At 35.9% G+C, this 26,372-nt stretch carries 20 protein-coding genes and 4 tRNA genes; all 24 read left to right on the top strand.

Going from position 1 to position 26,372, the window contains the following annotated elements; genetic code table 11:
- The first annotated feature begins 84 nt into the window (after window positions 1-84).
- Window positions 85-708, top strand: a complete 624-nt coding sequence (locus GJV77_RS02580) for a tetratricopeptide repeat protein (protein WP_155034792.1) — start codon at window positions 85-87, stop codon at window positions 706-708.
- Between the two features lie 63 nt (window positions 709-771).
- Window positions 772-1,851 carry a sensor histidine kinase gene (locus GJV77_RS02575; protein WP_155034791.1) on the top strand — a complete coding sequence of 360 codons (1,080 nt, stop codon included), beginning with the start codon at window positions 772-774 and terminating at the stop codon, window positions 1,849-1,851.
- The gene (locus tag GJV77_RS02570) at window positions 1,848-2,591 is read left to right on the top strand and encodes a LytR/AlgR family response regulator transcription factor (RefSeq protein WP_155034790.1); all 744 of its coding nucleotides are present in this window, start codon (window positions 1,848-1,850) and stop codon (window positions 2,589-2,591) included. The genes GJV77_RS02575 and GJV77_RS02570 overlap by 4 nt, the downstream gene beginning before the upstream one ends.
- Window positions 2,592-2,699: 108 nt before the next feature.
- Window positions 2,700-2,894 (top strand): 30S ribosomal protein S21, encoded by a 195-nt coding sequence (gene rpsU, locus GJV77_RS02565; protein WP_155034789.1) that lies wholly within the window; start codon window positions 2,700-2,702, stop codon window positions 2,892-2,894.
- A 64-nt stretch (window positions 2,895-2,958) separates the two neighbouring features.
- Entirely contained in the window at window positions 2,959-3,855 is an 897-nt protein-coding gene (locus GJV77_RS02560; RefSeq protein WP_155034788.1) for a tyrosine-type recombinase/integrase, read from the top strand.
- Window positions 3,856-3,881: 26 nt separating this feature from the next.
- Entirely contained in the window at window positions 3,882-4,178 is a 297-nt protein-coding gene (hpf, locus tag GJV77_RS02555) for a ribosome hibernation-promoting factor, HPF/YfiA family (RefSeq protein ID WP_155034787.1), read from the top strand.
- A 96-nt stretch (window positions 4,179-4,274) separates the two neighbouring features.
- Window positions 4,275-4,348: transfer RNA gene (locus GJV77_RS02550), tRNA-Thr, on the top strand.
- Between the two features lie 30 nt (window positions 4,349-4,378).
- Window positions 4,379-4,462, top strand: a tRNA-Tyr gene (locus GJV77_RS02545).
- Between the two features lie 21 nt (window positions 4,463-4,483).
- Window positions 4,484-4,555 (top strand) — tRNA-Thr (locus GJV77_RS02540).
- A 58-nt stretch (window positions 4,556-4,613) separates the two neighbouring features.
- The gene (tuf, locus tag GJV77_RS02535; protein WP_155034786.1) at window positions 4,614-5,801 is read left to right on the top strand and encodes an elongation factor Tu; all 1,188 of its coding nucleotides are present in this window, start codon (window positions 4,614-4,616) and stop codon (window positions 5,799-5,801) included.
- A gap of 61 nt (window positions 5,802-5,862) precedes the next feature.
- Window positions 5,863-5,933: transfer RNA gene (locus GJV77_RS02530), tRNA-Trp, on the top strand.
- A gap of 12 nt (window positions 5,934-5,945) precedes the next feature.
- Entirely contained in the window at window positions 5,946-6,143 is a 198-nt protein-coding gene (gene secE, locus GJV77_RS02525; RefSeq protein ID WP_162521551.1) for a preprotein translocase subunit SecE, read from the top strand.
- A gap of 11 nt (window positions 6,144-6,154) precedes the next feature.
- Window positions 6,155-6,709, top strand: a complete 555-nt coding sequence (gene nusG, locus GJV77_RS02520; RefSeq protein ID WP_155034784.1) for a transcription termination/antitermination protein NusG — start codon at window positions 6,155-6,157, stop codon at window positions 6,707-6,709.
- Window positions 6,710-6,763: 54 nt separating this feature from the next.
- Window positions 6,764-7,201, top strand: a complete 438-nt coding sequence (gene rplK, locus GJV77_RS02515) for a 50S ribosomal protein L11 (RefSeq protein WP_155034783.1) — start codon at window positions 6,764-6,766, stop codon at window positions 7,199-7,201.
- An 18-nt stretch (window positions 7,202-7,219) separates the two neighbouring features.
- Complete coding sequence (rplA, locus tag GJV77_RS02510) at window positions 7,220-7,909, top strand: 50S ribosomal protein L1 (RefSeq protein WP_155034782.1); 690 nt, start codon at window positions 7,220-7,222, stop codon at window positions 7,907-7,909.
- A 22-nt stretch (window positions 7,910-7,931) separates the two neighbouring features.
- Window positions 7,932-8,420: a 50S ribosomal protein L10 gene (gene rplJ, locus GJV77_RS02505; RefSeq protein ID WP_155034781.1), complete on the top strand. Its 489-nt coding sequence runs from the start codon at window positions 7,932-7,934 to the stop codon at window positions 8,418-8,420.
- A 91-nt stretch (window positions 8,421-8,511) separates the two neighbouring features.
- Window positions 8,512-8,880 carry a 50S ribosomal protein L7/L12 gene (gene rplL, locus GJV77_RS02500; RefSeq protein WP_090405223.1) on the top strand — a complete coding sequence of 123 codons (369 nt, stop codon included), beginning with the start codon at window positions 8,512-8,514 and terminating at the stop codon, window positions 8,878-8,880.
- 123 nt (window positions 8,881-9,003) lie between these two features.
- Entirely contained in the window at window positions 9,004-12,816 is a 3,813-nt protein-coding gene (gene rpoB, locus GJV77_RS02495) for a DNA-directed RNA polymerase subunit beta (protein ID WP_155034812.1), read from the top strand.
- A gap of 70 nt (window positions 12,817-12,886) precedes the next feature.
- Window positions 12,887-17,158, top strand: a complete 4,272-nt coding sequence (rpoC, locus tag GJV77_RS02490) for a DNA-directed RNA polymerase subunit beta' (protein WP_155034780.1) — start codon at window positions 12,887-12,889, stop codon at window positions 17,156-17,158.
- Window positions 17,159-17,185: 27 nt separating this feature from the next.
- Window positions 17,186-17,491: a DUF3467 domain-containing protein gene (locus GJV77_RS02485; RefSeq protein ID WP_155034779.1), complete on the top strand. Its 306-nt coding sequence runs from the start codon at window positions 17,186-17,188 to the stop codon at window positions 17,489-17,491.
- 411 nt (window positions 17,492-17,902) lie between these two features.
- Window positions 17,903-21,145 (top strand): SusC/RagA family TonB-linked outer membrane protein, encoded by a 3,243-nt coding sequence (locus GJV77_RS02480; RefSeq protein WP_155034778.1) that lies wholly within the window; start codon window positions 17,903-17,905, stop codon window positions 21,143-21,145.
- An 11-nt stretch (window positions 21,146-21,156) separates the two neighbouring features.
- The gene (locus GJV77_RS02475; protein WP_155034777.1) at window positions 21,157-22,602 is read left to right on the top strand and encodes a SusD/RagB family nutrient-binding outer membrane lipoprotein; all 1,446 of its coding nucleotides are present in this window, start codon (window positions 21,157-21,159) and stop codon (window positions 22,600-22,602) included.
- Window positions 22,603-23,647: 1,045 nt separating this feature from the next.
- Window positions 23,648-24,646, top strand: a complete 999-nt coding sequence (pdhA, locus tag GJV77_RS02470; RefSeq protein ID WP_155034776.1) for a pyruvate dehydrogenase (acetyl-transferring) E1 component subunit alpha — start codon at window positions 23,648-23,650, stop codon at window positions 24,644-24,646.
- A gap of 9 nt (window positions 24,647-24,655) precedes the next feature.
- The gene (locus GJV77_RS02465) at window positions 24,656-26,284 is read left to right on the top strand and encodes a pyruvate dehydrogenase complex dihydrolipoamide acetyltransferase (RefSeq protein WP_155034775.1); all 1,629 of its coding nucleotides are present in this window, start codon (window positions 24,656-24,658) and stop codon (window positions 26,282-26,284) included.
- Window positions 26,285-26,372 lie beyond the last annotated feature (88 nt).

Here is a 26,372-nt window from a genome sequence, read left to right as displayed (position 1 = left end):
ATAATCGACAGTTTAAGCAGTTATGTTTTTATTTGTGAGATGAGTGCTTTAGTTTTAAATAATAATATTAAAATATTAGATCAAATGAGAAAGTTATTTACCTTAATTTTAGGAGTGTTTAGTTTGATGAGCTTTGCTCAGTCTAAATACGAGCTGGGTATGCAAAAGGCATTACAGCAATGGAAAGATGGTCAGCCTAAAGAAGCGATGGCTATGCTAGATCGTATAGCAGCATCGGATAAAGAGAATTGGATACCTGTATACTATAAAGTGTTTATAGGGATTACTCAAGGATTTAACAATCCAAAAGAGGAGAATACAACAATTATAATTGAGAATAATCGTGCGATAATAGAGGATTGGATAGTTGTTGGAGGAGAAGAATGGTATGTTTTGAAAGGGATGAATGAAACATTAGAACTGATTACTGATCCAATGACTAAAGGAATGACACAAAGTCCTATTATAGTCAAAGCGTATGAAGAGGCGGTTAAATTGAATTCTACTAATCCACGAGCGTTGTATTCTTTAGCTAGTTTCTATTTAAATAGTGCTAAGTATATGAAGGTAGATGTACCGTATTATAAGAAAATGTTAGAGAGATCAATAGAATTGTTTGATCAACAGAAGAGTGAAGTTCCATTTTATCCTTCTTGGGGTAAAGATTGGGCAGTAAAAACATTATCTAATTTTTCGAGTAAGGAATAGTGTGGTAGTTTTTATGTTTAGCATAAGTTGAGTTATTTGTATCTTGTATAAAATTAAAATACCATGATTATTAATTGGAATAGACATTTAGTATTAAGTACTGGTATTAGTATATTAACTAGTATGGCGATATCCTACTATTATTTTCAAAATAGTGGCTTGTCATTTTTAGAATTGTGGGGTGATACACGTTTTTTGAAAAATTATTCTGTTTCATTTCTTCTTTGTGTATTAATTTATTGGATTAATGTCGCTACAAGTTCATTTGCGGCTCTAATGATGAATAAGAGGGAAGTGAATAAAGGTGTCTCTATGCCTAAAGTGATGCGTGAAATAGTCTTTTTTATCAATGGAATAATTACTTCTTTGGTGTCTTATTATCTGTTATTAGCTATACTACTCTATATGTTTTATGAAGTATCCTTTGAAGATTTTTTTAAGGGTAGTCATATGAATTTTGGTAACTTTATAGCTATTGTATTATTGAGTGTGTTTATTTTGTTGATTGTATTTGTATTTGCCTATTACGACGAAATGCGTTTATTAATGTTAAAGAATAAGGAGATGGAAATAGCCTTGCAGAAAAGTCAAATTGAAAGTATGAAAGAGCAGTTGTCACCGCACTTTTTATTTAATAATTTGAACGTATTGATTAGTACTATTCAAGAAGACCCAGTGAAGGCGGAACTATTTGCTCGTTCGTTCTCTAAGATATACAGATATGTGTTGGAAAAAATGGATAATGCTTTCTGTTCTTTAGAAGATGAGTTGTCATTTATTAAAGATTATGTTTATCTACTCAATGTGCGCTATGACAATGCGATTGATTTTGAAATTGAAGAAGAAGTTCAACAATATGTTGGGGCTATTGTACCAACTTTGAGTTTGCAAGTGTTAATTGAAAATGTAGTAAAGCACAATAGTATACCTTCAGATGGAAAAATTAATGTACGATTAAAAATAATGTACGGAAAGGTTGAACTCTGGAATGAGAAGCGCACAAAGCCTAAGCAGGAGTATTCGTCTGGATTAGGTTTGCAGAATTTATCGAAGCGCTGTTTGCTTTTGTATGGTGAAGATATTGTGGTTGAGAATTTCGAAGACAGCTTTAGTGTAAGAATACCTTTAAATATAAACGAATGAATATTGTAGTTATAGAAGATGAAAAGCCTGCTGCAAGATTGTTGATACGTGAGTTGGAGAAGATCGGGCTTACCGTACAAGAAACACTACATTCTGTAGGAGAGGCAATACCTTGGTTTATACAACATGAGCACCCTGATTTGATTTTTGCAGATATTCAGTTAGCGGATGGTTTGTCATTAGAGATATTTGAACAAGTAGAAATCAAGAGTTCGATAGTCTTTGTAACGAGTTTTGATCACTATGCAGTAAAAGCTTTTAAGCTTAATAGTATAGACTATTTACTAAAACCAATAGAACCTTCAGAATTATTAGGAGCAATTAATAAATACAAAGCTCAGCAGCGAAATACTTCAGAAATAGTACAAGTGTTGAGAGGAAGTTTTGGTGGTACAAACTATGCAAAGCGTCTAATGATTAAAGTAGGGATGCAGATAAAGATGGTGTTAGTAGATGAGGTGGTGTGTTTTTATAGAGAAGATAGAGGGATATATATATCTACAGTAGATGGTCGTTTGCATCTTTTAGAGGAGAATTCTATTGATGCAGTGATCAAAGTGGTGGATCCTGCAAAGTTTTACCGTGTAAATCGTTATCAAGTTGTGTGTATAGATTATATAGAACAAATTACACAGTTATCTACTTCACGACTAAAGTTATCTATGAAAAATTACACTGATGAGGTGATTGTGAGTAGAGAGCGGGTTAGTGAGTTTAAGAGTTGGTTAGCGAGGAATTAGCTATAAAAGGTAGAATTTGATTGTTGTATAAAAAAAAGTGTTTTTTTATTGTGTTGAATAAAAAAAGGTTTACTTTTGCATCACTAATGAGAGGAGGTGTATGAAAACATGTTAATCATTCCAATTAAAGACGGAGAAAATATCGATAGAGCACTAAAGCGCTACAAAAGAAAATTTGACAGAACAGGAACTTTACGTCAGTTAAGATCACGTCAACATTTTACAAAACCGTCTGTATCAAAAAGAGACAAGATGCAAAAGGCTGCATATATTCAACAATTGAAAGATTCAGTAGAAATCTAGTATTGAATGAATAAAAAAGCTAACCGTTGTAATAAAGTACTAACTTTGTTGCAACGGTTTTTTTATGGAACAAAGTGTACAGAAATATATAGTATATCTCTCAAAGGAGAAGAATTATTCGGATAAGACTTTAGAGGCTTATCGGTGTGATATATTGTCTTTTAGAGATTATATCGTTGGTTTTGGGGTTGATTATCGAGTAGTTGATTATGATAATGTTAGGGGGTGGATTGTTTGTTTGGTGGAGGAAGGTCTGCAAAACAGATCAATAAATAGGAAGGTTAGTGCTTTGAAAGGATTTTATCAATTTTTGATGCAGTTAAAAGAAGTTGGTAAAAACCCGTTGCAATTGCATCGCTCGTTGAAGGTGAAGAAGAAGTTGCAAATTCCCTTTAGTAGAAAAGAGATTGATGTAGTGTGTCAAGCCTTACGTAGTGAGCATACCTTTGAGAAGTTGCGAGATCTTGTGATTATTGAATTGCTTTATGGGTTAGGGTTGCGAAGAGCGGAGTTAGTTAATCTAAAAGTGACAGATATCGACTTTAACTTGCATCAGGTAAGGGTAATTGGTAAAGGGGATAAAAGGCGAAATCTACCGATGTTAGAGTCGTTAGAAGAGGTGTTGGTTGAATATTTGAGGCTTAGAGATTTGGAATTGAAAGAGATAGGTGTTAGAGATGCTTTGGTTTTAAATAAGCGCCGAAATAAAGTTGATGAAATGTTTGTTTATCGAGTAATAAATGGCTACTTTAGTAATGCAACATCGAAGGAGAAGAATAGTCCGCACGTGTTGCGTCATTCGTTTGCGAGTCATTTGATAGAGAATGGTGCAGATATTAATTCGATAAAAGAATTGATGGGGCATGAAAGTTTGTCGACAACACAAATGTACGCACAAGTTAATCTTGCGGAGTTGAAAAAAGTGTACAAGGCAAGTCATCCTCGAATGAAAAAGAAATAGAAATTAACCTTTTAAAATCGTTAGTTATGAAAGTAAACATTCAAGCCGTAAATTTTAACGTAGATCGTAAATTAGTAGATTTTGTTAATGACCGTTTGGCTAAGGTGGAAAAGTTTTATGATAAAGTAATTTCAGTTGATGTTTTTTTGAAATTGGAAAATTCAAGTGATAAGGAAAACAAAACGGCAGAGATGAAATTATTGGTTCCTGGAGATGAAATGGTCGTTAAGAAAACGTGTAAAACGTTTGAAGAAGGAGTGGACTTAGGGGCTGATGCTTTAGAGCGTTTAGTTGTGAAATTCAAAGAGAAACAGAAGTTATAATAATTGAAAAAAATAGGTAAATTGTTTTTTTTAATCAATAAAATATATACATTTGCAGTCCGTTAGAAATAGCGGACTTTTTCTATTGAGTAGAATGCCGGTGTAGCTCAGCTGGCTAGAGCAGCTGATTTGTAATCAGCAGGTCGTGGGTTCGAGTCCCTCCATCGGCTCAAAGAAAACTAAGTCAAACATAGGTTTGAGGGGAGATACTCAAGCGGCCAACGAGGACGGACTGTAAATCCGTTGGGAAACCTTCGCAGGTTCGAATCCTGCTCTCCCCACCACTAAATATAAGAGATAAAAGCGCCGGTGTAGCTCAGGGGTAGAGTGCTTCCTTGGTAAGGAAGAGGTCACGGGTTCAAATCCCGTCATTGGCTCAGGTTTTTTTATTATATTTGAACACTAATTATATAACTAAGATTAAATTATTAAATCATGGCAAAGGAAACTTTTGATCGTTCGAAGCCCCATTTAAACATCGGTACTATCGGACACGTTGACCACGGTAAAACTACTACTACAGCTGCTATTACTAAAGTATTAGCTGACGCTGGTTTCTCTGAGTTGCGTTCATTTGATTCAATTGATAACGCTCCAGAAGAAAAAGAGCGTGGTATTACAATTAACACTTCTCACGTAGAGTATCAAACTAAAAACCGTCACTATGCACACGTTGACTGTCCAGGTCACGCGGATTACGTGAAAAACATGGTTACAGGTGCTGCACAGATGGACGGAGCTATCTTAGTAGTTGCTGCTACTGATGGACCAATGCCACAAACTCGTGAGCACATCCTTTTAGGACGTCAGGTAGGTATTCCAAGAATTGTTGTTTTCTTAAACAAAGTTGACTTAGTTGACGATGCTGAGTTATTAGAGCTAGTTGAAATGGAAGTAAGAGATTTATTATCTTTCTACGACTATGATGGAGACAATGGACCAGTAGTTGCTGGGTCTGCTTTAGGAGCTTTAAACGGTGAGCAAGAGTGGGTTGATAAATTATTGCAATTAATGGATGAAGTTGATAACTGGATTGAAGAGCCAGTACGTGACAACGAGAAACCATTCTTAATGCCAGTTGAAGATGTATTTACAATTACAGGACGTGGAACTGTTGCTACAGGGCGTATCGAAACTGGAGTTGCTAATACAGGAGATGCTGTTGAAATCATCGGTATGGGAGCTGATAAATTAACTTCTACTATTACAGGAGTTGAGATGTTCCGTAAAATCTTAGACCGTGGAGAAGCTGGAGATAACGTAGGTTTATTATTGAGAGGTATTGACAAAACTGATATCCGTCGTGGTATGGTTATTTGTAAGCCAGGTTCAGTTAAGCCACACGCTAAATTTAAAGCTGAGGTTTATATCTTGAAAAAAGAAGAAGGTGGACGTCACACTCCATTCCATAACAACTATCGTCCACAGTTCTACGTTCGTACAACTGACGTAACTGGTACTATTTCTTTACCAGAAGGAACTGAGATGGTTATGCCTGGAGATAACTTAACTATCACTGTTGAGTTGTTAAGCCCAATCGCTTTATCAGTAGGTTTACGTTTTGCTATCCGTGAAGGAGGTAGAACAGTAGGAGCTGGTCAGGTAACTGAAATTATTGACTAATTTATTTAGGAAATATAAAATTAGAAAGTCAGTGGTTAAGGCCACTGACTTTTATTAACAAACGGGTGTAGTTCAAGGGTAGAATAGCGGTCTCCAAAACCGTTGATGGGGGTTCGAATCCCTCCACCCGTGCAAAAAAGATTTATCATGAAAGTTATTAATTACATATCAGAGTCTTTTACAGAGCTTAAAACAAATGTGACATGGTCTCCATGGTCAGATGTTCAACGATATACTATCATTGTAGCTATTTTTACAGTGTTGTTTTCATTGGCAACTTGGGGTGTGGACACTGTTTTTGCAGATTTGTTAGGGATATTCTATAAATGGGCTAAAGCATAAGGAGAAATAGTATGGCTGATACAAGCGTAAAAAAATGGTATGTAATCAGTACAGTCAGCGGACATGAATTAAAAGTTAAGAATTATATCGAAACTGAGATTGCTCGTTTAGGACTTTCTGATTATCTATCTCAAGTCTTAGTGCCTACCGAAAAAGTAGTTACGGTTACTAAAGATGGGAAAAAGAAAACAACAGAGCGTGTTTATTTTGCTGGGTATGTATATCTGGAAGCAAGTTTGACAGGAGAATTACCTCACGTGATAAAATCTATACCAAGTGTAATAGGGTTTTTAAGTGAGAAAAAAGGTGGTGAGCCTTTGCCAATTAGAGAAGCTGAAGTAAACCGCATCTTAGGAAGAGTTGACGAATTATCAGTGAAAGTTGATATGGGTGTGATACCTTTCGAAGAAGGAGAAAATGTAAAAGTAATTGATGGTCCGTTTAATGGATTTGATGGAGTTGTTGAGAAGATTAATGCTGAGAAGCGCAAGCTGGAAGTGATGGTAAAAATCTTTGGAAGAAAAACGCCATTAGAGTTGACTTTTACACAAGTTGAAAAATTATAATGTTACATACAAACGCATCTTGCTTCCAAATGAGATGTGCTAAATTTTTGAAAAATGGCAAAAGAAATTAGTAAAGTAGTTAAACTACAAGTTAAGGGAGGTGCTGCGAATCCTTCGCCACCGGTTGGACCTGCTTTGGGGGCTGCTGGAGTTAATATCATGGAGTTCTGTAAGCAATTTAATGCTAGAACACAAGATAAAGCCGGCAAAGTTTTACCAGTACAAATTACTGTGTATAAAGACAAATCTTTTGATTTTGTTGTTAAAACGCCACCTGCTGCTGTTCAATTATTAGAGGCTGCGAAAGTGAAATCTGGATCTGGAGAGCCAAATAGAAAAAAAGTAGCTAGCGTAACTTGGGAACAAGTTCGTGCTATTGCAGAAGATAAAATGCCTGACTTAAATGCATTTACAGTTGAAGCAGCTATGAGTATGATAGCTGGTACTGCAAGATCTATGGGTATATCAGTAACAGGAAATGCTCCTTTTTAATTGTAAAAGAAAGAAGAAATGGCAAAATTAACGAAAAAGCAAAAAGAAGCAGCTGCTAAGATCGAGAAGAACAGATTATATTCTTTAAAAGATGCATCTGCATTGATTAAAGATGTTGCATCTGCAAAATTTGACGAATCTGTAGATATCGCTGTGCGTTTAGGTGTAGATCCTCGTAAAGCTAACCAAATGGTTCGTGGAGTTGTAACTTTACCTCATGGAACTGGTAAAGACGTAAGAGTTTTAGCATTAGTAACTCCAGATAAAGAAGCTGAAGCAACTGCAGCTGGAGCTGACTATGTAGGACTTGACGAGTATTTACAAAAAATTAAAGATGGTTGGACAGACGTTGATGTAATCATCACTATGCCTGCTGTTATGGGTAAATTAGGACCTTTAGGACGTATTTTAGGGCCAAGAGGATTAATGCCAAACCCTAAGACTGGTACAGTTACTATGGATGTTGCGAAAGCAGTTCAAGAAGTTAAAGCTGGTAAAATCGATTTTAAAGTTGATAAAACTGGAATTGTTCACGCGGCTATCGGAAAAGCGTCTTTTGATGCTGAGAAAATCGCAGACAACGCAGCTGAATTAATTCAAACATTAATCAAATTAAAACCAACTGCAGCTAAGGGTACTTATATCAAGTCTATTCATATATCTAGTACTATGAGCCCTGCTATTGCTTTAGATCCTAAAGCAGTATAATTGGTAAATAAAAATTACACGTATGACTAGAGAACAAAAAGCAGTAGCGATAGAAGATTTAAAAGCTAAATTAGCTGAGAACAATATTGTTTATATCGCTGATATTTCGGGATTAAATGCAGATGTTACTTCAGGATTAAGAAGAGCTTGTAATAAAGCTGGGATTAAATTAGAAGTTGTAAAAAATACATTGCTTGAAAAAGCAATGGAGGCATCTGATAAGAACTATGAAGAGCTTCCATCTACTTTAAAAGGTAATAGTGCAGTTATGTTCGCTGAAGTAGCTAATGCTCCAGCTAAAGTTATCAAAGATTTCCGTAAAAAAGCTGAGAAACCAGTTTTAAAAGGAGCTTATATCAATGAAGAGGTATATGTAGGAGATAACTTATTAGATACATTAGTAGCTATTAAATCTAAAGAAGAGGTTATTGCAGAAATCATTGGATTACTACAATCTCCAGCTCAAAGAGTTATTTCAGCTCTACAAAACCAAAACAAAGACGAAGAGTAATATATTATTACTGATTTAACGTCTTTCATTGTTCACATTAAGAACGCACATTAATAAATTATATTTTTACAAATCATTAAAAGATAGAAAAATGGCAGATTTGAAACAATTCGCAGAACAATTAGTTAACTTAACAGTTAAAGAAGTTAACGAATTAGCAACTATATTAAAAGATGAGTACGGAATCGAACCAGCTGCTGCAGCAGTAGTTGTTGCTGGTGGTGCTGAAGGTGGTGCTGCTGAAGAGCAAACTGAATTCACAGTTGTATTGAAAGAAGCAGGAGCTTCTAAATTAGCAGTAGTTAAAGCTGTTAAAGAATTAACAGGTTTAGGATTAAAAGAAGCTAAAGATATCGTAGATTCTACTCCAGCTAACATCAAAGAAGGAGTTTCTAAAGATGAGGCTGAAGGTCTTAAAAAATCATTAGAAGAAGCAGGAGCTGTAGTTGAGCTTAAATAAGCTTATCTTCTAAATCATATTAGGTTTAGGCCTTGGGAGCATACCCTTAGGCCTAAACCATTTTGCGTATAAAGCGATTTGTACGTTTTTATTCAAATTCTAATCAAAATTTTTTGTCCATTGATGATCACTAATCAGACTGAAAGATTAAATTTTGCTTCTACGAAGAATATACCAGCATACCCAGACTTTTTGGATATTCAGGTTAAGTCTTTCAAGGATTTCTTTCAATTAGAAACGAAATCAGAGGAAAGAGGCAAAGAAGGTTTGTATAATACCTTCATGGAGAACTTCCCGATTACTGATACTAGAAACCAGTTCGTGTTGGAGTTCCTTGATTATTTTGTGGATCCTCCGCGTTACTCGATTGAAGAATGTATCGATAGAGGATTGACATATAGCGTTCCGCTAAAAGCCCGTTTGAAGCTGTACTGTACTGACCCTGAACACGAAGATTTTGAAACTATCGTTCAAGATGTTTATTTAGGAACAATACCGTATATGACTCCAAGTGGTACTTTCGTAATCAATGGAGCAGAGAGAGTTGTTGTGTCTCAGTTACACCGTTCACCTGGTGTTTTCTTTGGACAGTCTTTCCACGCAAATGGAACGAAACTTTATTCGGCGAGAGTTATTCCTTTTAAAGGATCATGGATTGAGTTTGCTACTGATATTAATAGCGTGATGTATGCTTATATCGATAGAAAGAAAAAGTTACCTGTGACCACTTTATTCCGCGCAATCGGATTCGAAAGAGATAAGGATATCCTTGAGATCTTCGATTTAGCAGAAGAAGTGAAAGTATCAAAAACAGGTTTAAAAAAATACATCGGCCGAAGACTTGCTGCACGTGTTTTAAATACATGGCATGAAGACTTCGTAGATGAGGATACTGGAGAAGTTGTTTCAATTGAGAGAAATGAGATTATCTTAGACCGTGATACAGTCCTAGATAAAGATAATGTCGAAGAAATCATTGAGGCTAACGTTAAAACTATCCTTATACATAAAGAGGACAATAATCAGGCAGATTATGCCATTATACATAATACGTTACAAAAAGACCCTACGAACTCTGAAAAAGAGGCAGTAGAGCATATCTATCGTCAGCTGCGTAATGCTGAACCGCCTGATGAAGAGACTGCACGTGGTATTATTGACAAGTTGTTCTTCTCAGATCAACGTTACAATCTAGGTGAGGTTGGTCGTTACAGAATGAACAAAAAACTTAATCTTGATACACCTATAGATAAACAAGTATTAACAAAAGAGGATATAATCACGATTGTTAAATATTTGATTGAATTAATTAATTCAAAAGCTGAGATTGATGATATTGATCACTTATCTAACCGTCGTGTTAGAACTGTAGGTGAGCAGTTATCGGCTCAGTTTGGTGTTGGTTTAGCTCGTATGGCTAGAACAATTCGTGAGCGTATGAATGTGCGTGATAACGAGGTGTTTACTCCGATTGACTTAATCAATGCTAAGACTTTATCGTCAGTTATTAATTCATTTTTTGGAACAAACCAGTTATCTCAGTTTATGGATCAAACGAATCCATTAGCGGAGATTACACACAAACGTCGTTTATCAGCTTTAGGACCTGGAGGTTTATCTAGAGAGAGAGCAGGTTTCGAGGTTCGTGACGTTCACTATACTCACTATGGACGTTTATGTCCTATTGAGACACCAGAGGGACCAAATATTGGATTGATCTCTTCTTTGGCAGTATATGCTAAAGTTAATAATATGGGATTCATTGAAACGCCTTATCGACCTGTTGTTGATGGGAAAGTTGATATTAATAGTGAGCCTGTATATTTAAGTGCTGAAGAGGAAGAAGGAATGTTAATTGCTCAAGCAAACGTTGCTATCGATGCAGAAGGAAGAATGACAGATGAAAGAGTTGTAGTAAAAGAAGAAGGGGATTTCCCTGTGGTAGAGCCAAAAGATATCCATTATACGGATGTTGCGCCTAATCAGATCGCTTCTATTTCTGCTTCTTTGATTCCTTTCTTAGAGCACGATGATGCGAACCGTGCGTTGATGGGATCTAACATGATGCGTCAAGCTGTTCCATTATTACGTCCAGAATCTCCAATCGTAGGTACTGGATTAGAAAGACAAGTTGCTTCTGATTCTCGTGTATTAATTAATGCAGAAGGAGAGGGAGTAGTTGAGTACGTAGATGCTCAAAAGATTATTATTAAGTATGATCGTACGGATGATGAGCGCTTAATTAGCTTTGATCCAGATGAGAAAGCTTATAATTTAATTAAGTTTAGAAAAACTAACCAAAGTACTTGTATTAACTTGAAACCTATCGTTAGAAAAGGGGATAGGGTAACTAAGGGACAAGTATTATGTGATGGTTATGCTACGCAAACTGGTGAATTGGCTTTAGGTCGTAACTTGCAAGTGGCATTTATGCCGTGGAAAGGTTATAACTTCGAGGATGCGATTGTGATTTCTGAGAAAGTAGTGCGTGAAGATATCTTTACATCTATTCATATTGATGACTATACGTTAGAAGTTAGAGATACAAAGTTAGGTAACGAAGAGTTAACTAATGATATTCCTAACGTTAGTGAAGAGGCAACAAAAGATTTAGATGAGAATGGTATGATTCGTATTGGAGCGGAGGTAAAACCTGGTGATATCTTAATAGGTAAGATAACGCCTAAAGGAGAATCTGATCCAACACCTGAAGAAAAATTACTACGCGCTATCTTTGGTGATAAAGCAGGAGATGTAAAAGATGCTTCTCTAAAAGCTTCTCCTTCATTAAGAGGAGTTGTATTGGATAAGAAACTTTTTGCTCGCGCCGTTAAGGATAAACGTAAACGTTCTAAGGATAAGGATGAATTAGCTTTATTAGAAACTAAATTTGAGGTTAAGTTTAACGACTTAAAAGAACGTTTGGTTGAAAAGCTTTTCTTCATTGTTAATGGAAAAACCTCTCAAGGAGTTTTAAATGACTTAGGTGAAGAGATCTTGCCAAAAGGTAAGAAGTTTACTCAAAAAATGCTTTATGCAGTAGAGGACTTTGCTCATCTAACAAAAGGTCAATGGACAACTGATGATGATGCTAATGCTATGATCACTGACTTGATTCACAACTATAAGATTAAGTTAAATGATCTTCAAGGAGTTCTTAGAAGGGAGAAATTCATGATAACTGTAGGAGATGAGTTACCATCAGGTATTCTTAAATTAGCTAAAGTATATATTGCTAAGAAAAGAAAACTTCGTGTTGGGGATAAGATGGCAGGACGTCACGGTAACAAAGGTATTGTGGCAAGAATAGTTAGAGATGAGGATATGCCATTCTTAGAAGACGGTACACCAGTTGATATCGTATTGAACCCACTTGGGGTACCTTCTCGTATGAATATTGGTCAGATTTATGAAACAGTACTAGGATGGGCAGGTCTTAAATTAGGTAAGAAATATGCTACTCCAATTTTTGATGGTGCTGAATTGGATCAAATAAATGAGTTAACAGATGAAGCTGGAATTCCAAGATTTGGACACACTTACCTATATGATGGAGGTACAGGAGAAAGATTCCACCAGAGAGCGACAGTGGGTGTTATCTATATGTTGAAATTAGGACACATGGTAGATGATAAAATGCACGCACGTTCTATTGGACCTTACTCGTTGATTACTCAACAGCCTTTAGGTGGTAAAGCACAATTTGGAGGTCAACGTTTTGGAGAGATGGAGGTATGGGCATTAGAAGCATATGGTGCATCTAGTACATTACGTGAGATTTTGACGGTGAAATCAGATGACGTTATTGGTAGAGCGAAAACTTACGAAGCTATCGTTAAAGGAGAAACTATGCCAGAACCAGGATTGCCTGAATCATTCAATGTATTAATGCATGAATTAAAAGGGCTTGGATTAGACATCAGATTAGAAGATTAAACTAAGGTAATAGAGTAAGCAGTTTTGCTGCTTACTCTTTATATCATACACTTTAACAAGTAAGTTTACCATGAATAAAAATAAAGAGAAAAATACCGTTAAAAGGTTTAATAAAATCTCAATCGGTTTAGCTTCACCAGAATCGATTCTTGCTGAATCAAGAGGAGAGGTTTTAAAACCAGAAACAATTAACTATCGTACTCATAAACCTGAGAGAGATGGTCTTTTCTGTGAGCGTATATTCGGTCCGGTAAAAGATTATGAGTGTGCTTGTGGTAAGTATAAAAGAATCCGATACAAAGGGATCGTATGTGACCGTTGTGGGGTTGAAGTTACTGAGAAAAAAGTACGTAGAGATAGAGTTGGACACATCAATTTAGTTGTGCCGATTGCTCATATTTGGTACTTCCGTTCTCTTCCAAATAAAATTGGTTATATCTTAGGATTACCATCTAAGAAATTAGATATGATAATCTATTATGAGCGTTACGTAGTAATCCAACCTGGTATTGCTAAGGATGCTGAAGGTGAACCAATCAAACGTTTAGATTTCTTAACTGAAGAAGAGTACCTAAATATCTGTGATACTCTTCCAATGGAGAATCAATTCTTAGATGATAAGGATCCTAATAAATTTGTCGCTAAAATGGGGGCAGAGTGTATTATGGATTTATTAGCAACTACTGACTTAAATGAGTTATCTTATACATTACGTCATGCTGCTAATAATGAAACATCTAAGCAAAGAAAAACGGAAGCTTTAAAACGTTTGCAAGTAGTAGAATCTTTTAGAGAGTCAAATTTAAACCGTGAGAATAAGCCAGAGTGGATGATTTTAAAGGTTATACCTGTTATTCCACCAGAATTACGTCCATTAGTTCCATTAGATGGAGGTCGTTTTGCTACTTCTGATTTAAATGACTTATATAGAAGAGTTATTATCCGTAATAACCGTCTTAAACGCCTTATGGAGATTAAAGCTCCAGAAGTTATTTTACGTAATGAAAAGCGTATGTTACAAGAGGCTGTTGACTCGTTATTCGATAATACAAGAAAATCATCTGCTGTTAAGACAGAATCAAATCGTCCATTGAAATCTCTTTCAGATTCATTGAAAGGTAAACAAGGACGTTTCCGTCAAAACTTATTAGGTAAGCGTGTTGACTATTCTGCTCGTTCTGTAATTGTTGTAGGACCAGAGTTAAAATTATATGAATGTGGATTGCCAAAAGATATGGCAGCTGAGCTATACAAGCCATTTGTGATTCGTAAATTAATCGAAAGAGGTATTGTTAAGACAGTTAAATCTGCTAAGAAAATTATAGATAAAAAAGAGCCTGTTGTTTGGGATATCTTAGAAAACGTAATCAAAGGACACCCTGTTCTATTGAACCGTGCCCCTACGTTACACAGATTGGGTATTCAAGCGTTTCAACCTAAGTTAATCGAAGGTAAAGCGATTCAATTACACCCATTAGTGTGTACGGCATTTAACGCCGATTTCGATGGTGACCAGATGGCTGTGCATTTACCATTAGGACCTGAAGCTATTTTAGAGTCTCAATTGTTAATGCTTGCCTCTCACAATATCTTAAACCCTGCAAATGGGGCGCCAATTACAGTACCTTCTCAAGATATGGTACTTGGTCTTTACTATATGACTAAGTTGCGTAAGTCAACAGAAGATGAGATTGTAAAAGGTGAAGGACTTACTTTTTATTCAGTTGAAGAGGTACACATTGCAATCAATGAAGGTAAACTTGACCTGAATGCGGGAGTGAAAGTTCGTGCTAAAGATTATAATGCTGAAGGAGAATTAGTATATCAAATTATAGAAACTACGGCTGGTAGAATTTTATTTAACGAAGTAGTTCCTGAAGTAGCTGGATATATTAATGAGGTATTAACTAAGAAGTCGCTTAGAGATATTATTGGTGGTATTTTAAGTATTACTGATGTACCTACTACAGCTGCATTCTTAGATGATATTAAGAGTATGGGATACGGTTATGCATTCCGTGGTGGTCTTTCTTTCAGTTTAGGAGATATCATGATTCCAGGTCGTAAACAAGAGTTAATCGATGATGCTAACCAACAAGTAGATCATATTACTATGAACTATAACATGGGACTTATCACGAATAACGAACGTTATAATCAGGTAATTGATGTTTGGACATCAACAAATGCAATGTTAACTGAGTTAGCTATGAAAAATATCCGTGAGGATAAACAAGGATTCAACTCTGTGTACATGATGCTTGACTCTGGAGCCCGTGGTTCTAAGGAGCAGATTCGTCAGTTAACTGGTATGCGTGGTTTGATGGCTAAACCTAAGAAATCAACTGCAGGTGGTGGTGAGATTATTGAAAACCCAATTCTTTCGAACTTTAAAGAAGGTCTTTCGATTTTGGAGTATTTTATTTCAACTCACGGTGCTCGTAAAGGTCTTGCCGATACGGCTCTTAAAACTGCCGATGCTGGTTATCTAACTCGTCGTCTACACGATGTCGCACAAGATGTTATCGTTAATAGCGTTGATTGTGGTACATTAAGAGGTATCGATGTTAAAGCACTTAAGAAAAATGAAGAGGTTATCGAATCATTAGGAGAAAGAGTTTTAGGTCGTGTATCTTTAAATGACGTAATTAATCCATTAAATTCAGAAGTTATCGTTGCTGCAGGTGAAGAAATTACTGAGGCAATCGCTAAAGCTATCAATGCTGCGCCAATTGAGTCATTAGAGGTTCGTTCTCCTCTGACTTGTGAGGCTAAGACTGGTATTTGTTCTAAATGTTACGGACGTAATTTAGCAACTGCTAAGATGGTTCAGAAAGGTGAAGCAGTTGGAGTTGTTGCAGCTCAATCAATTGGAGAACCTGGTACACAGTTAACATTGAGAACCTTCCACGTTGGGGGTACTGCGGGTAATATCTCTGAAACGTCTAGTATTAAAGCTAAGTTTAAAGGTCGTCTAGAAATGGAAGACTTAAAAACTGTAAAGGGTGAGGATAATGAAGGTAATGTTATAGATATTGTTATCTCTCGTTCTACTGAAGCTAAATTATTTGATGTAAATACAGGTATTTTATTGACGACAAATAATATCCCTTATGGTGCTACTATTTATGTGCAAGATGGTGATGTAATTGAAGAAGAGACTACTATCTGTAAATGGGATCCTTACAATGGTGTAATTGTTTCTGAGTTTACTGGTAAAATTGCTTATGAAGACATTGAACAAGGACAAACGTTCATGGTTGAGATTGATGAGCAAACAGGATTCCAAGAAAAAGTTATTACTGAGTCAAGAAATAAAAAGTTAATTCCTACTTTATTAATTTATGGTAAAGATGGTGAATTAATACGTTCATACAACTTACCAGTAGGTTCTCACTTAATGGTTAACGATGGTGAAAAAATTAAAGCTGGTAAAGTTTTAGTTAAGATCCCTCGTCACTCATCTAAAGCTGGGGATATTACGGGAGGTCTTCCTAGAATTACTGAGTTGTTAGAAGCTCGTAATCCTTCAAACCCTGCTGTAGTTTCTGAAATTGATGGTGTTGTGTCATTTGGTAAGATTAAACGTGGTAATCGCGAGATCGTTGTTGAATCTAAAACAGGTGATGTTAGAAAATATCTAGTGAAATTATCTAACCAAATCCTTGTTCAAGAGAACGACTTTGTGAAAGCTGGTATGCCGTTATCTGATGGAGCCATTACCCCTGAAGATATCTTGAGAATTCAAGGGCCTTCTGCTGTTCAACAATATCTAGTTAATGAGATTCAAGAAGTGTATCGTCTTCAAGGAGTGAAAATTAGTGATAAGCACTTTGAGGTAGTAATACGTCAAATGATGCGTAAAGTAAGAATTCAAGATGCAGGTGATACAGTATTTTTAGAGGATCAATTAGTTCATGCAAGTGACTTTATCGAAGAAAACGATAGATTATTTGCAATGAAAGTTGTTGAAGATGCTGGAGATTCTGAGAATTTGAAAGAAGGTCAGATTATTACGATGAGAGATTTACGTGATGAAAACTCATTGTTACGCCGTGAAGATAAAAACCTTGTGGTAGCACGTGATGTGATGCCGGCTACAGGTACACCAATTCTTCAAGGTATTACAAGAGCTTCACTACAAACGAAATCGTTTATTTCTGCAGCATCTTTCCAGGAAACTACGAAAGTGTTAAACGAAGCTGCTGTTGCAGGTAAAGTGGATACATTAACAGGATTGAAAGAGAATGTTATTGTTGGTCACAGAATTCCTGCGGGTACTGGTATGAGAGACTATGATGATATCGTTGTTAGCTCATTAGAGGAAGATGGAATTATATAAATAGTAATGAAATATAAAGTTTAGATTATGACTGAAGATCAAAAGTTTAATATTGAATTAGATGAAGTAACCGCTGAGGGTGTTTTTAGTAACTTAGCAATTATCAATCACTCTGATACTGAGTTTGTTGTTGATTTTGTAAAAGTTATGCCAGGTATGCCTAAAGCTAAAGTTAAGTCGCGTGTTATTCTTACTCCGCACCACGCTAAGAAATTAGCTAATGCACTGCTCGAAAACCTAAATCGTTTTGAGGCTTTACATGGTGAGATTAAAGAGACTGACGGTGCTTTTGATCCTAGTTCAGTTGGCTTTGGACCTAAAGGAAAGGCTTAACTTGTATAGTACTTATATAAAAGTCCCTACTGCATTGCAGTAGGGACTTTTTTGTTTTACTTGCTAATTTGATAGGATAATTAAAAGGTTTGCGTCGTGTTTTTTTTTTTTTTTCCTTAACGATAACTAAACAGATCTGAAGATTCACTGCTATGTTACTTCATTGTTAATCTCGTTTTAATGTCTTCTTGTTTTATTTAAGTGATTGTTATTTAGGTTATTCGCTTGTCTGGTGTTCTTTATTCTGTTATTTTTTGGCGGGTTTGTTTAGTGAGTGTTAATTATTTGTTTAAGTAGGTTAATGTATACTTAATCTCGTTTCTTGAATTTTCAGGTTTTTATTAGTGTTATTTGCGAGTAGGTAATGAAAATTGCCTTAATTCTTTATTAAGCAACACAATTATAATCCAAATGAAAAGAAATAGAAGAAACGGTCTGGCATTCTTTATTTTTCTAAGTACGCTGAGTGTGTTAACTACACAGCAAGTATCAGCTGAAGAGCGTACGTCTATAGAGAGATCTGAGCAAACTTCTAATCGCTCGATTGACCAATCATCAAATTTTAGTGGACAAATAGTTGACGAATCTGGTATTTCGCTTCCTGGTGCTACTGTTATTCGTTTAAGTGATGGCAAAGCTCTAAGTACTGATTTAGATGGAAAGTTTATATTGGCTTCTACATCAGATGAATTGACTAGTGAATTTCAAATTTCCTTTATTGGATTTGATACCAAGAAGGTAACTCTTAAGCGTGGGGAGTTTGTACGTATTCAGTTAAATTCAACTTCAAATATGTTGAATGAAGTTGTTGTGACTGCACTGGGTATTAAAAGAGCAGAGAAAAAGTTAGGGTATTCTCAACAAACCATCAAAAGTGATGACCTAGAACGTGCGCGATCAAATAGTTGGTCTGATGCATTGAAGGGAAAAGTTGCGGGTATGTCTATGCTTTCTTCAAGCTCAGGGCCTATGAACTCTACTCAGATAAAACTAAGAGGGGATCGTTCTCTTGATTTATCTTCTAATGGTGCTTTAGTTGTTGTTGATGGAGTGATACTTAATAATGATCTTTGGGGAAGTGGAGCTGATAGTTCATATATCAGTAATGATGCTCCTGTTGATTACGGTAATGGATTAGCAGATTTGAATCCAGACGATATTGAATCTATCACTGTTTTAAAAGGACCTGGTGCTGCTGCTTTATATGGTTCTAGAGCTTCGAATGGTGTATTAATGGTTACTACTAAGTCTGGGAAGAAACAAAAGGGATTAGGTGTAACATTTAATTCAAATGTAAGTTTTGATGTTATACAGCGTTGGCCGGATTATCAGTATGAATATGGTCAAGGTACTGGAAAGAGTTTTGATAAAGAGGGTAATGCTTACTACTCTTATGGATTATCTGATGATGGTGGGAATACTGGAAGTACAAGTAGTGCTTTTGGACCAAAATTCGATGGACAATATTTTTATCAATATGATCCTTTAACCGAAGGTCAAGGTGAAGAAAGAACGCTTTGGAGACCTTATAAAAATAATATTAAGGACTTTTGGAGAACGGGTATTACGACAACTAATACATTAGGTTTCTTTGGAGGTAATGATAAGGGAGATATTCGCTCTACTATTACGCACTCTAAGAATGAGTGGATTATGCCTAACACAGGTGTAGATCGTACGACTATTTCTACTAAAGCTAAATACGCTGTATCTAAAGATATTACTATTAATGCTAATGTTAGTTATTCTAATCGTAAGAGTGACAATTTACCAGGTACTGGTTATGGTAACCATACTATAGGATACTTTATGATTTTCCAAAATCCAAACGTTGATTTAGATTGGTATCGTCCAATTTGGAAGAAAGGGTATGATCAAATAGAACAGATACATCCTTTTAGTTCTTATATAGAGAATCCTTATTTGATTGCCTACGAGACCACTAACCCTATCAATGCTAATACCATTAAAGGTAGTCTATCAGCTGATATTGAATTAGCACCGAAGTTGCAATTGATGGTTCGTGCAGCTTTGAATAGTAGAAATGATAAACGTGAACAACGTAGACCATATAATACAAGCAAATTTGGTCAAGGTTATTTTCGCACACAACAAATTAACTTCCAAGAAATAAATACAGATTTCTTATTATCGTATAACAACGATGATTCTGATATTTTTACTTACGGTGCATCTGTAGGGGGAAATATGATGGACTCTAAGTATCACGATGTGTCAGCATCTGTGACTGGACTGGTTACTCCAGGTGTTTACATGTTGTCTAACGGTATGAATATCCCTGATACACGTGTGAAGGATTTAAATATGAAGGTAAATTCGTTATACGGAATGGCTTCTGTAGGGTTTAATAACAAGGTTTTCGTAGATGCAACTTTGAGAAATGACTGGTCTAGTACACTTCAAAAAGGAAACTGGTCGTTCATGTATCCTTCAGTTAATACAAGTTTTATACTTAATGATATTTTCAATCTTCCAGCAGTTATTGATTATTCTAAATTGAGAGTGTCTTATGCTGAAGTAGGAAATGGAACGAAGCCATACCAGACCTTATTATACTATAGTAATAGTGCATTCGCTAGTTCGGCTACATCACCGACAACCTTGCACAATGACAATCTAAAACCTGAACGCACGCGTAGTTTTGAGATAGGTTATGAACATAAAATGTTTAAAAATCGTCTTTCATTTGATGTGACCTTGTATCAAACAAAAACAAAGGACCAAATCTTAACGGTACCTTTAAACTACGCGACTGGATATAGCCGAAAAGTTTTGAATATGGGTGATATTCAAAATAAGGGTATTGAGTTAGTAGTTAGTGCTACTCCTGTAAAAACAGATAATTTCAGATGGAATACTACGGTAAACTGGGCAAAGAATAAAAATGAAATTCTAAGTCTGGCTGATGGATATGAAGGTGGTGATGAGCAAGTTTTGGCTCAAGCAGGTAATGCCTCAATAATTGCTAAAGTAGGTGGTAGTACAGGTGATTTGTATGGATATAAATTTGTTCGTAATGAACAAGGTCAAATAATCTACAATAGTAAAGGGCTTCCTGAGCGTCCTGACGCTATCGAATACATCGGTAGTGCTTATGCTGATTGGACTATGGGGTGGACTAATACCTTAAAATATAAGAATGTTACTTTTAGTTTTACACTAGATGGACAATATGGTGGTAATGTTTATTCTCAATCACATCATAAAATGAGTGAACAAGGAAAGCTTAAACATACCCTTCACGGTCGTGAAGAGGGGTATATTGTAGGAGATGGTGTCGTGTTAAACAACGATGGTACCTACTCTCCTAATGAGACAAAAGTTGATCCAGCTACGTATTATAAAGAATATTATAGACGTGCAAATCTAGAGTCTAATACGTTTGATGCTTCTTATATCAAATTACGCGAAGTGAGTTTAGAGTACAATTTCTCTAAAAAAGTATTGGATAAACTGAGGTTAAAAAAATTGAGTTTATCTGTATTTGGTAGAAATTTAGCGATGATTAGTGATTTTCCAATCTTCGATCCTGAAACCGCAGCCCTTAATGGAAGTAGTATGGTGCCTGGTGTAGAAATGGGACAGATGCCTTCGCCTGCTACCTATGGATTTAACTTAAAACTTGAACTTTAATTTACTTAGTGATGAATTACAAAAAGATATTAGTAGCAGTTGTTGGGGTATTATCTATCGCGAGTTGTACTGCTAACTTTGAAGAGACAAACACGGATCCTAATCGATTGCAAAAAATATATCCTTCTACTTTGCTTAACCCTATTATCTATGAGGCGGCAAGTCATGGGCTATATAGAAGTTGGTCTCATAATAACCAATTTATGCAAGCTAATGTTGCTTTTCCAAGCAGTGTTGATGGTATTCAACGTTATGATTTTTCTGACGATATAGGTTCTTCATCTTGGAATGCTTATTATCGTTGGATTAAGAATGCAAGAGATATGGAGAAAGAAGCTATCAAGGTGGCTGACGCAAACTATGAGGCTATCGCTATTACACTTCGAGTATGGATGGCTGCTAATTTGACTGATTTATTTGGACCTATACCTTATTTTGATGCTTCTCAAGGAGATAGTGGAAAGTTACTTCCTAAGTTTGATAATCAGGAAGATATTTATGCTAGTTTTTTTGATGATTTAGAGCGTGCAAATTCGCTGTATGATACAGGTAAAGCTTTAAAATTTAATCCTGACATCTTATTTACTGATGGAGGGGCTTATTGGAAGCGTTGGCAAAAGTTTACTAATTCACTTCATTTACGTTTATTGCTTAGAGCCTCGAATCGTGCAGAGGTGGGCGCTTATGATAAGATGGTAGCTATGCTAAATGATCCAGTAAAATATCCTGTGATTGAGAGTAATGAAGAGTCCGTTGTTTTAGATATTACTGGGATAACACCTAATGTTTCGCCATGGAGTAGAATTCAAGATTTTACTTTAAGTAAGAAAATGGCATCATTCTTTATCGATCATTTAGTTGCTTTTGAAGATCCTCGTTTGCCAATATACGCTACTGAAGCGTATCGAATTGAAAACAAAAAGAAAGTTTATATCGGATACAAAGGTATACCAAGTGCTTGGGACGGTCCTGATTCTCAGTTTGACTATGAAGCTTCGGGGTTAAACAATGAAATGGCTAAGAATCCTACGAAAGCACCTATTCTAACTTATGCTGAATTATTGTTTATTAAAGCAGAATTGGGAGTGAAGGGTTATCTTCCTGATGCTGAAAAGAACTATAAAGAAGCGGTGAAATCTGCGATAACTCAATTTGAAATTGAGGTGCCTGCTAATTATTTTGACAAGGCAGAAGTTGCGTTTGATGGGTCTTTAGAGAAGGTTATGCTACAGAAGTATTATGCGCTTTATATGACAGATTACCAACAGTGGTTTGAATATAAACGTACAGGACTTCCAGAGTTGCCAAAGACACAATCAATGTTGAATAATGGAGTGATGCCTAGTCGTTTTCCATTTCCACTATCAATTCGTACACAAAACAGAACAGAGTATGAAAAAATAGTTGGAGAAATGGGAGGAGATGACATCAATGTTAAGATGTGGTGGCAAAATTAAAATTTCTTGATCGATTAGATTACTTATTCTTAGTCTATTGGTTTTAGATGTTGAAGTGAGATGTACTTGATTGTACATTAAATAATATACTAAATTGACTTTAGGTTGAACCATTGTCTGTTTAGAAACGATAATAGCGAAGTGTATTCGGATTGTTCTATACACTGAAGTTTGGTTGTGGTTTTGAAACCCAAGAGATATTTTTCTCTTGGGTTTTTCTTTTAAATTCACTTTTTATTTCTTGGATTTATTACTTTAGAGATGTAATTTTTTATTTTAATGTATTGATTTTAAATGTAGTGTATGTGAGTGTTGGTCAGAGTTTAGGCATTTTGACATTACTTTCGAGAAATACCTAACCTATGGTAGAATAAAATTCGTCTTTTAGACTTTTAAATATTAAAAAGTAGGGAAGTCGCTAAGGAAGAGTGTTTGTTATTTTCATTGGTATTGGTAGTTTTTTGTTTTGTATGGTCGGGATATGATCAGGAGATGGTCGGGATATTTTGTAGTAAAAAGTCCCTATCATATCCCGATAAACTCATAAGTAAATCCTTATGATGGAGAAAATGTCGATAAATTTACATCTGTAGTAAATTAGTATAGCGTTCTGATAAGGGAATAGTAATCCAATAGATTGTTAACTCTAAAGAGGTCGCTATATGGAAGACTGAATTGAATTTTGATGAATACTAAAATGAAAAAGTGTGATAATTGGAGAATAGAATAAATATGCTATTCTTTGTATCTTATATCGTAATGTATCTCTTCTATTGAGTAGTCAATAAATAAGAATATATAGGTATAGAGCAATTAGAAAAAAGTATCGATATAGTCATGAATGTTGCTAAAAGATAATAGATACTGTAAAAAAGGTTAAATAAAGTCATAAAATTTATAATTGAAGTGTTTAGGTTTTTAAAATAGATAAAATAAATTTTCCTATGTAAAGTAGATGTGCTACTTTTGCTTCATCACAGTATTGTGGAATATTGAAAAAGTCTGTATTTTAAGCGGTCACGCCGCAGATGAAAAGTAAAGTCATATGAAAGAAATTACAAAAGAAGTTTATCTAAAGTGGTATGAAGACATGCTACTTTGGAGAAAGTTTGAAGACAAACTTGCTGCCTTATATATCCAACAAAAAGTAAGAGGATTCTTACATTTATATAATGGGCAAGAGGCTGTTTTAGCTGGAGCTTTACATGCAATGGATAGGTCAAAAGACAAAATGATTACGGCATACAGAAATCACGCTCAACCGATTGGTTTAGGTGTTGACCCGCGTAGAGTTATGGCTGAATTATTAGGGAAAGCAACAGGTACTTCTCAAGGTTTGGGAGGATCTATGCACATTTTTTCTAAAGAGCACAATTTCTATGGAGGACATGGTATCGTAGGAGGACAAATTCCATTAGGAGCTGGTTTGGCTTTTGCAGATAAATATTTTGACCGTCAAGCAGTGACTATGTGTTACTTTGGTGATGGAGCTGCACGTCAAGGATCGCTGCATGAAACATTCAATATGGCTATGAACTGGAAGTTACCAGTAGTATTTTGTATTGAGAATAATGGGTATGCAATGGGTACTTCAGTAGAGCGTACAGCAAACCATACAGATATTTGGAAACTAGGTTTAGGGTATGAAATGCCTTGTGGACCAGTTGATGGAATGAATCCGGTAAAAGTAGCAGAGGCAATGTATGAGGCTATCGAAAGAGCTCGTCGTGGTGATGGACCTACTTTGTTAGAGATCAAAACTTATCGTTATAGAGGGCACTCAATGTCTGATGCTCAACACTACCGTACGAAAGATGAGGTAGAAGAATATAAGAAAATTGACCCGATTACTCAAGTATTGGATATAATCAAAGCAAATGGTTATGCTACAGAAGAGGAAATTGAAGTAATCGATAAACGCGTGAAGGATCTTGTGTCTGAATGTGAACAATTCGCTGAGGAATCTCCGTTCCCAGAAAAAAGCGTAATGTATGACGTAGTTTACGATCAAGAAGATTATCCATTTATCCCTCATAGATTATAATAGATTAATATGGCAGAAGTAATTACAATGCCTCGCTTGAGCGACACTATGACTGAAGGTGTTGTTGCAGCTTGGTTAAAAAAAGTAGGAGACAAGATTTCAGAAGGAGATATCCTAGCTGAGATTGAAACTGATAAAGCAACTATGGAGTTTGAATCATTTCATTCAGGTACGTTGTTATATATTGGGTTACAAGAAGGTGAATCAGCACCAGTTGATTCATTGTTAGCTATTATAGGAAACGAAGGAGAAGATATTTCTGCTTTGTTAAACGGAGGAGGATCTGCTGAGGCTCCAACAAAAGAGGAAGCATCTACTCCCAGTGAAGCAGAAGCTAAACCTGTTTCAGCGCCTGCTGCATTACCTGCGAATGTAAAGGTGATCACAATGCCTCGTCTAAGTGATACGATGACTGATGGTACTGTGGCTACTTGGATCAAAAAAGTTGGTGATAAAGTAGAAGAAGGAGATATTTTAGCAGAAATTGAAACGGATAAAGCTACGATGGAGTTTGAGGCATTTGAGTCGGGAACTTTATTATATGTTGGTATTCAAGAAGGAGAATCTGCTCCAGTCGATAGCGTATTAGCTATTTTAGGACCAGAAGGCACAGATGTGAATGCTGTTGTAGAATCTGTAAAAAACGGTGGGAATACTAATGCTTCTGCTGCTGAAGTTTCTACAGAAGATGTGAAAACTGAGACTACTGCTGTAGAGGCTGTAGTAACAAATGCAACTGCAAATGGAAGAATCTTTGTTTCTCCATTGGCTAAAAAAATCGCTGAGGAAAAAGGAATTAACTTAACAGAGGTGAAAGGTAGCGGAGAGAATGGACGTATCATCAAACGCGACATTGAGAACTTCGTTCCTGCTGCTAAGGTAGCAACAGCACCAGCTGTAGAAGCACCAGCTACACCAGCGGCAAAAGAGGTAAAACCTTTTATTCCTGCAGGTGAAGTAAGTGTTGATGAAGTGAAAAATTCACAAATGCGTAAAACGATTGCTCGTCGCTTAGGTGAATCTAAATTTACTGCACCTCACTACTATTTGACAATTGAAATCGACATGGATAATGCGATGGCATCTCGTCAAGTAATTAATGCATTACCTGATACGAAAGTATCGTTTAATGATATGGTTGTAAAAGCATGTGCTATGGCATTGCGTAAGCACCCACAAGTAAATACACAATGGACAGAGAATGCGACACTTTATAACAACCATATTAATATTGGTGTTGCTGTTGCTGTAGAAGATGGATTAGTTGTGCCTGTATTGCCTTTTACTGATCAGATGTCTTTAACACATATCGGTGGAAAAGTAAAAGAATTAGCTGTTAAGGCTAAAACTAAAAAACTTACTCCAGCAGAGATGGAAGGAAGTACATTTACAGTTTCTAATTTAGGAATGTTCGGTATTCAATCATTTACATCGATTATCAACCAACCAAACTCGGCTATCTTGTCAGTTGGTGCTATTGTTGAAAAACCAGTAGTTAAAAATGGTCAGATCGTTGTAGGTAATACTATGACAGTTACATTAGCTTGTGATCATAGAACTGTGGATGGTGCTACTGGAGCACAATTCTTACAGACATTGAGAAATTATATTGAGAATCCAGTGACTATGCTTGCATAATCCTTGATTTAAAATCATATTTTAAAGTCCTGCTTTTAATTTAAAAGCAGGACTTTTTCATTAAACTTAGATTTATACATAGTTATTA

The organism is Myroides pelagicus, from assembly GCF_009711055.1.
GTDB lineage: Bacteria > Bacteroidota > Bacteroidia > Flavobacteriales > Flavobacteriaceae > Flavobacterium > Flavobacterium pelagicum.
Note: the sequence above shows the minus strand (reverse complement) of the source record. Positions and strands in the feature narration are given on the sequence as shown.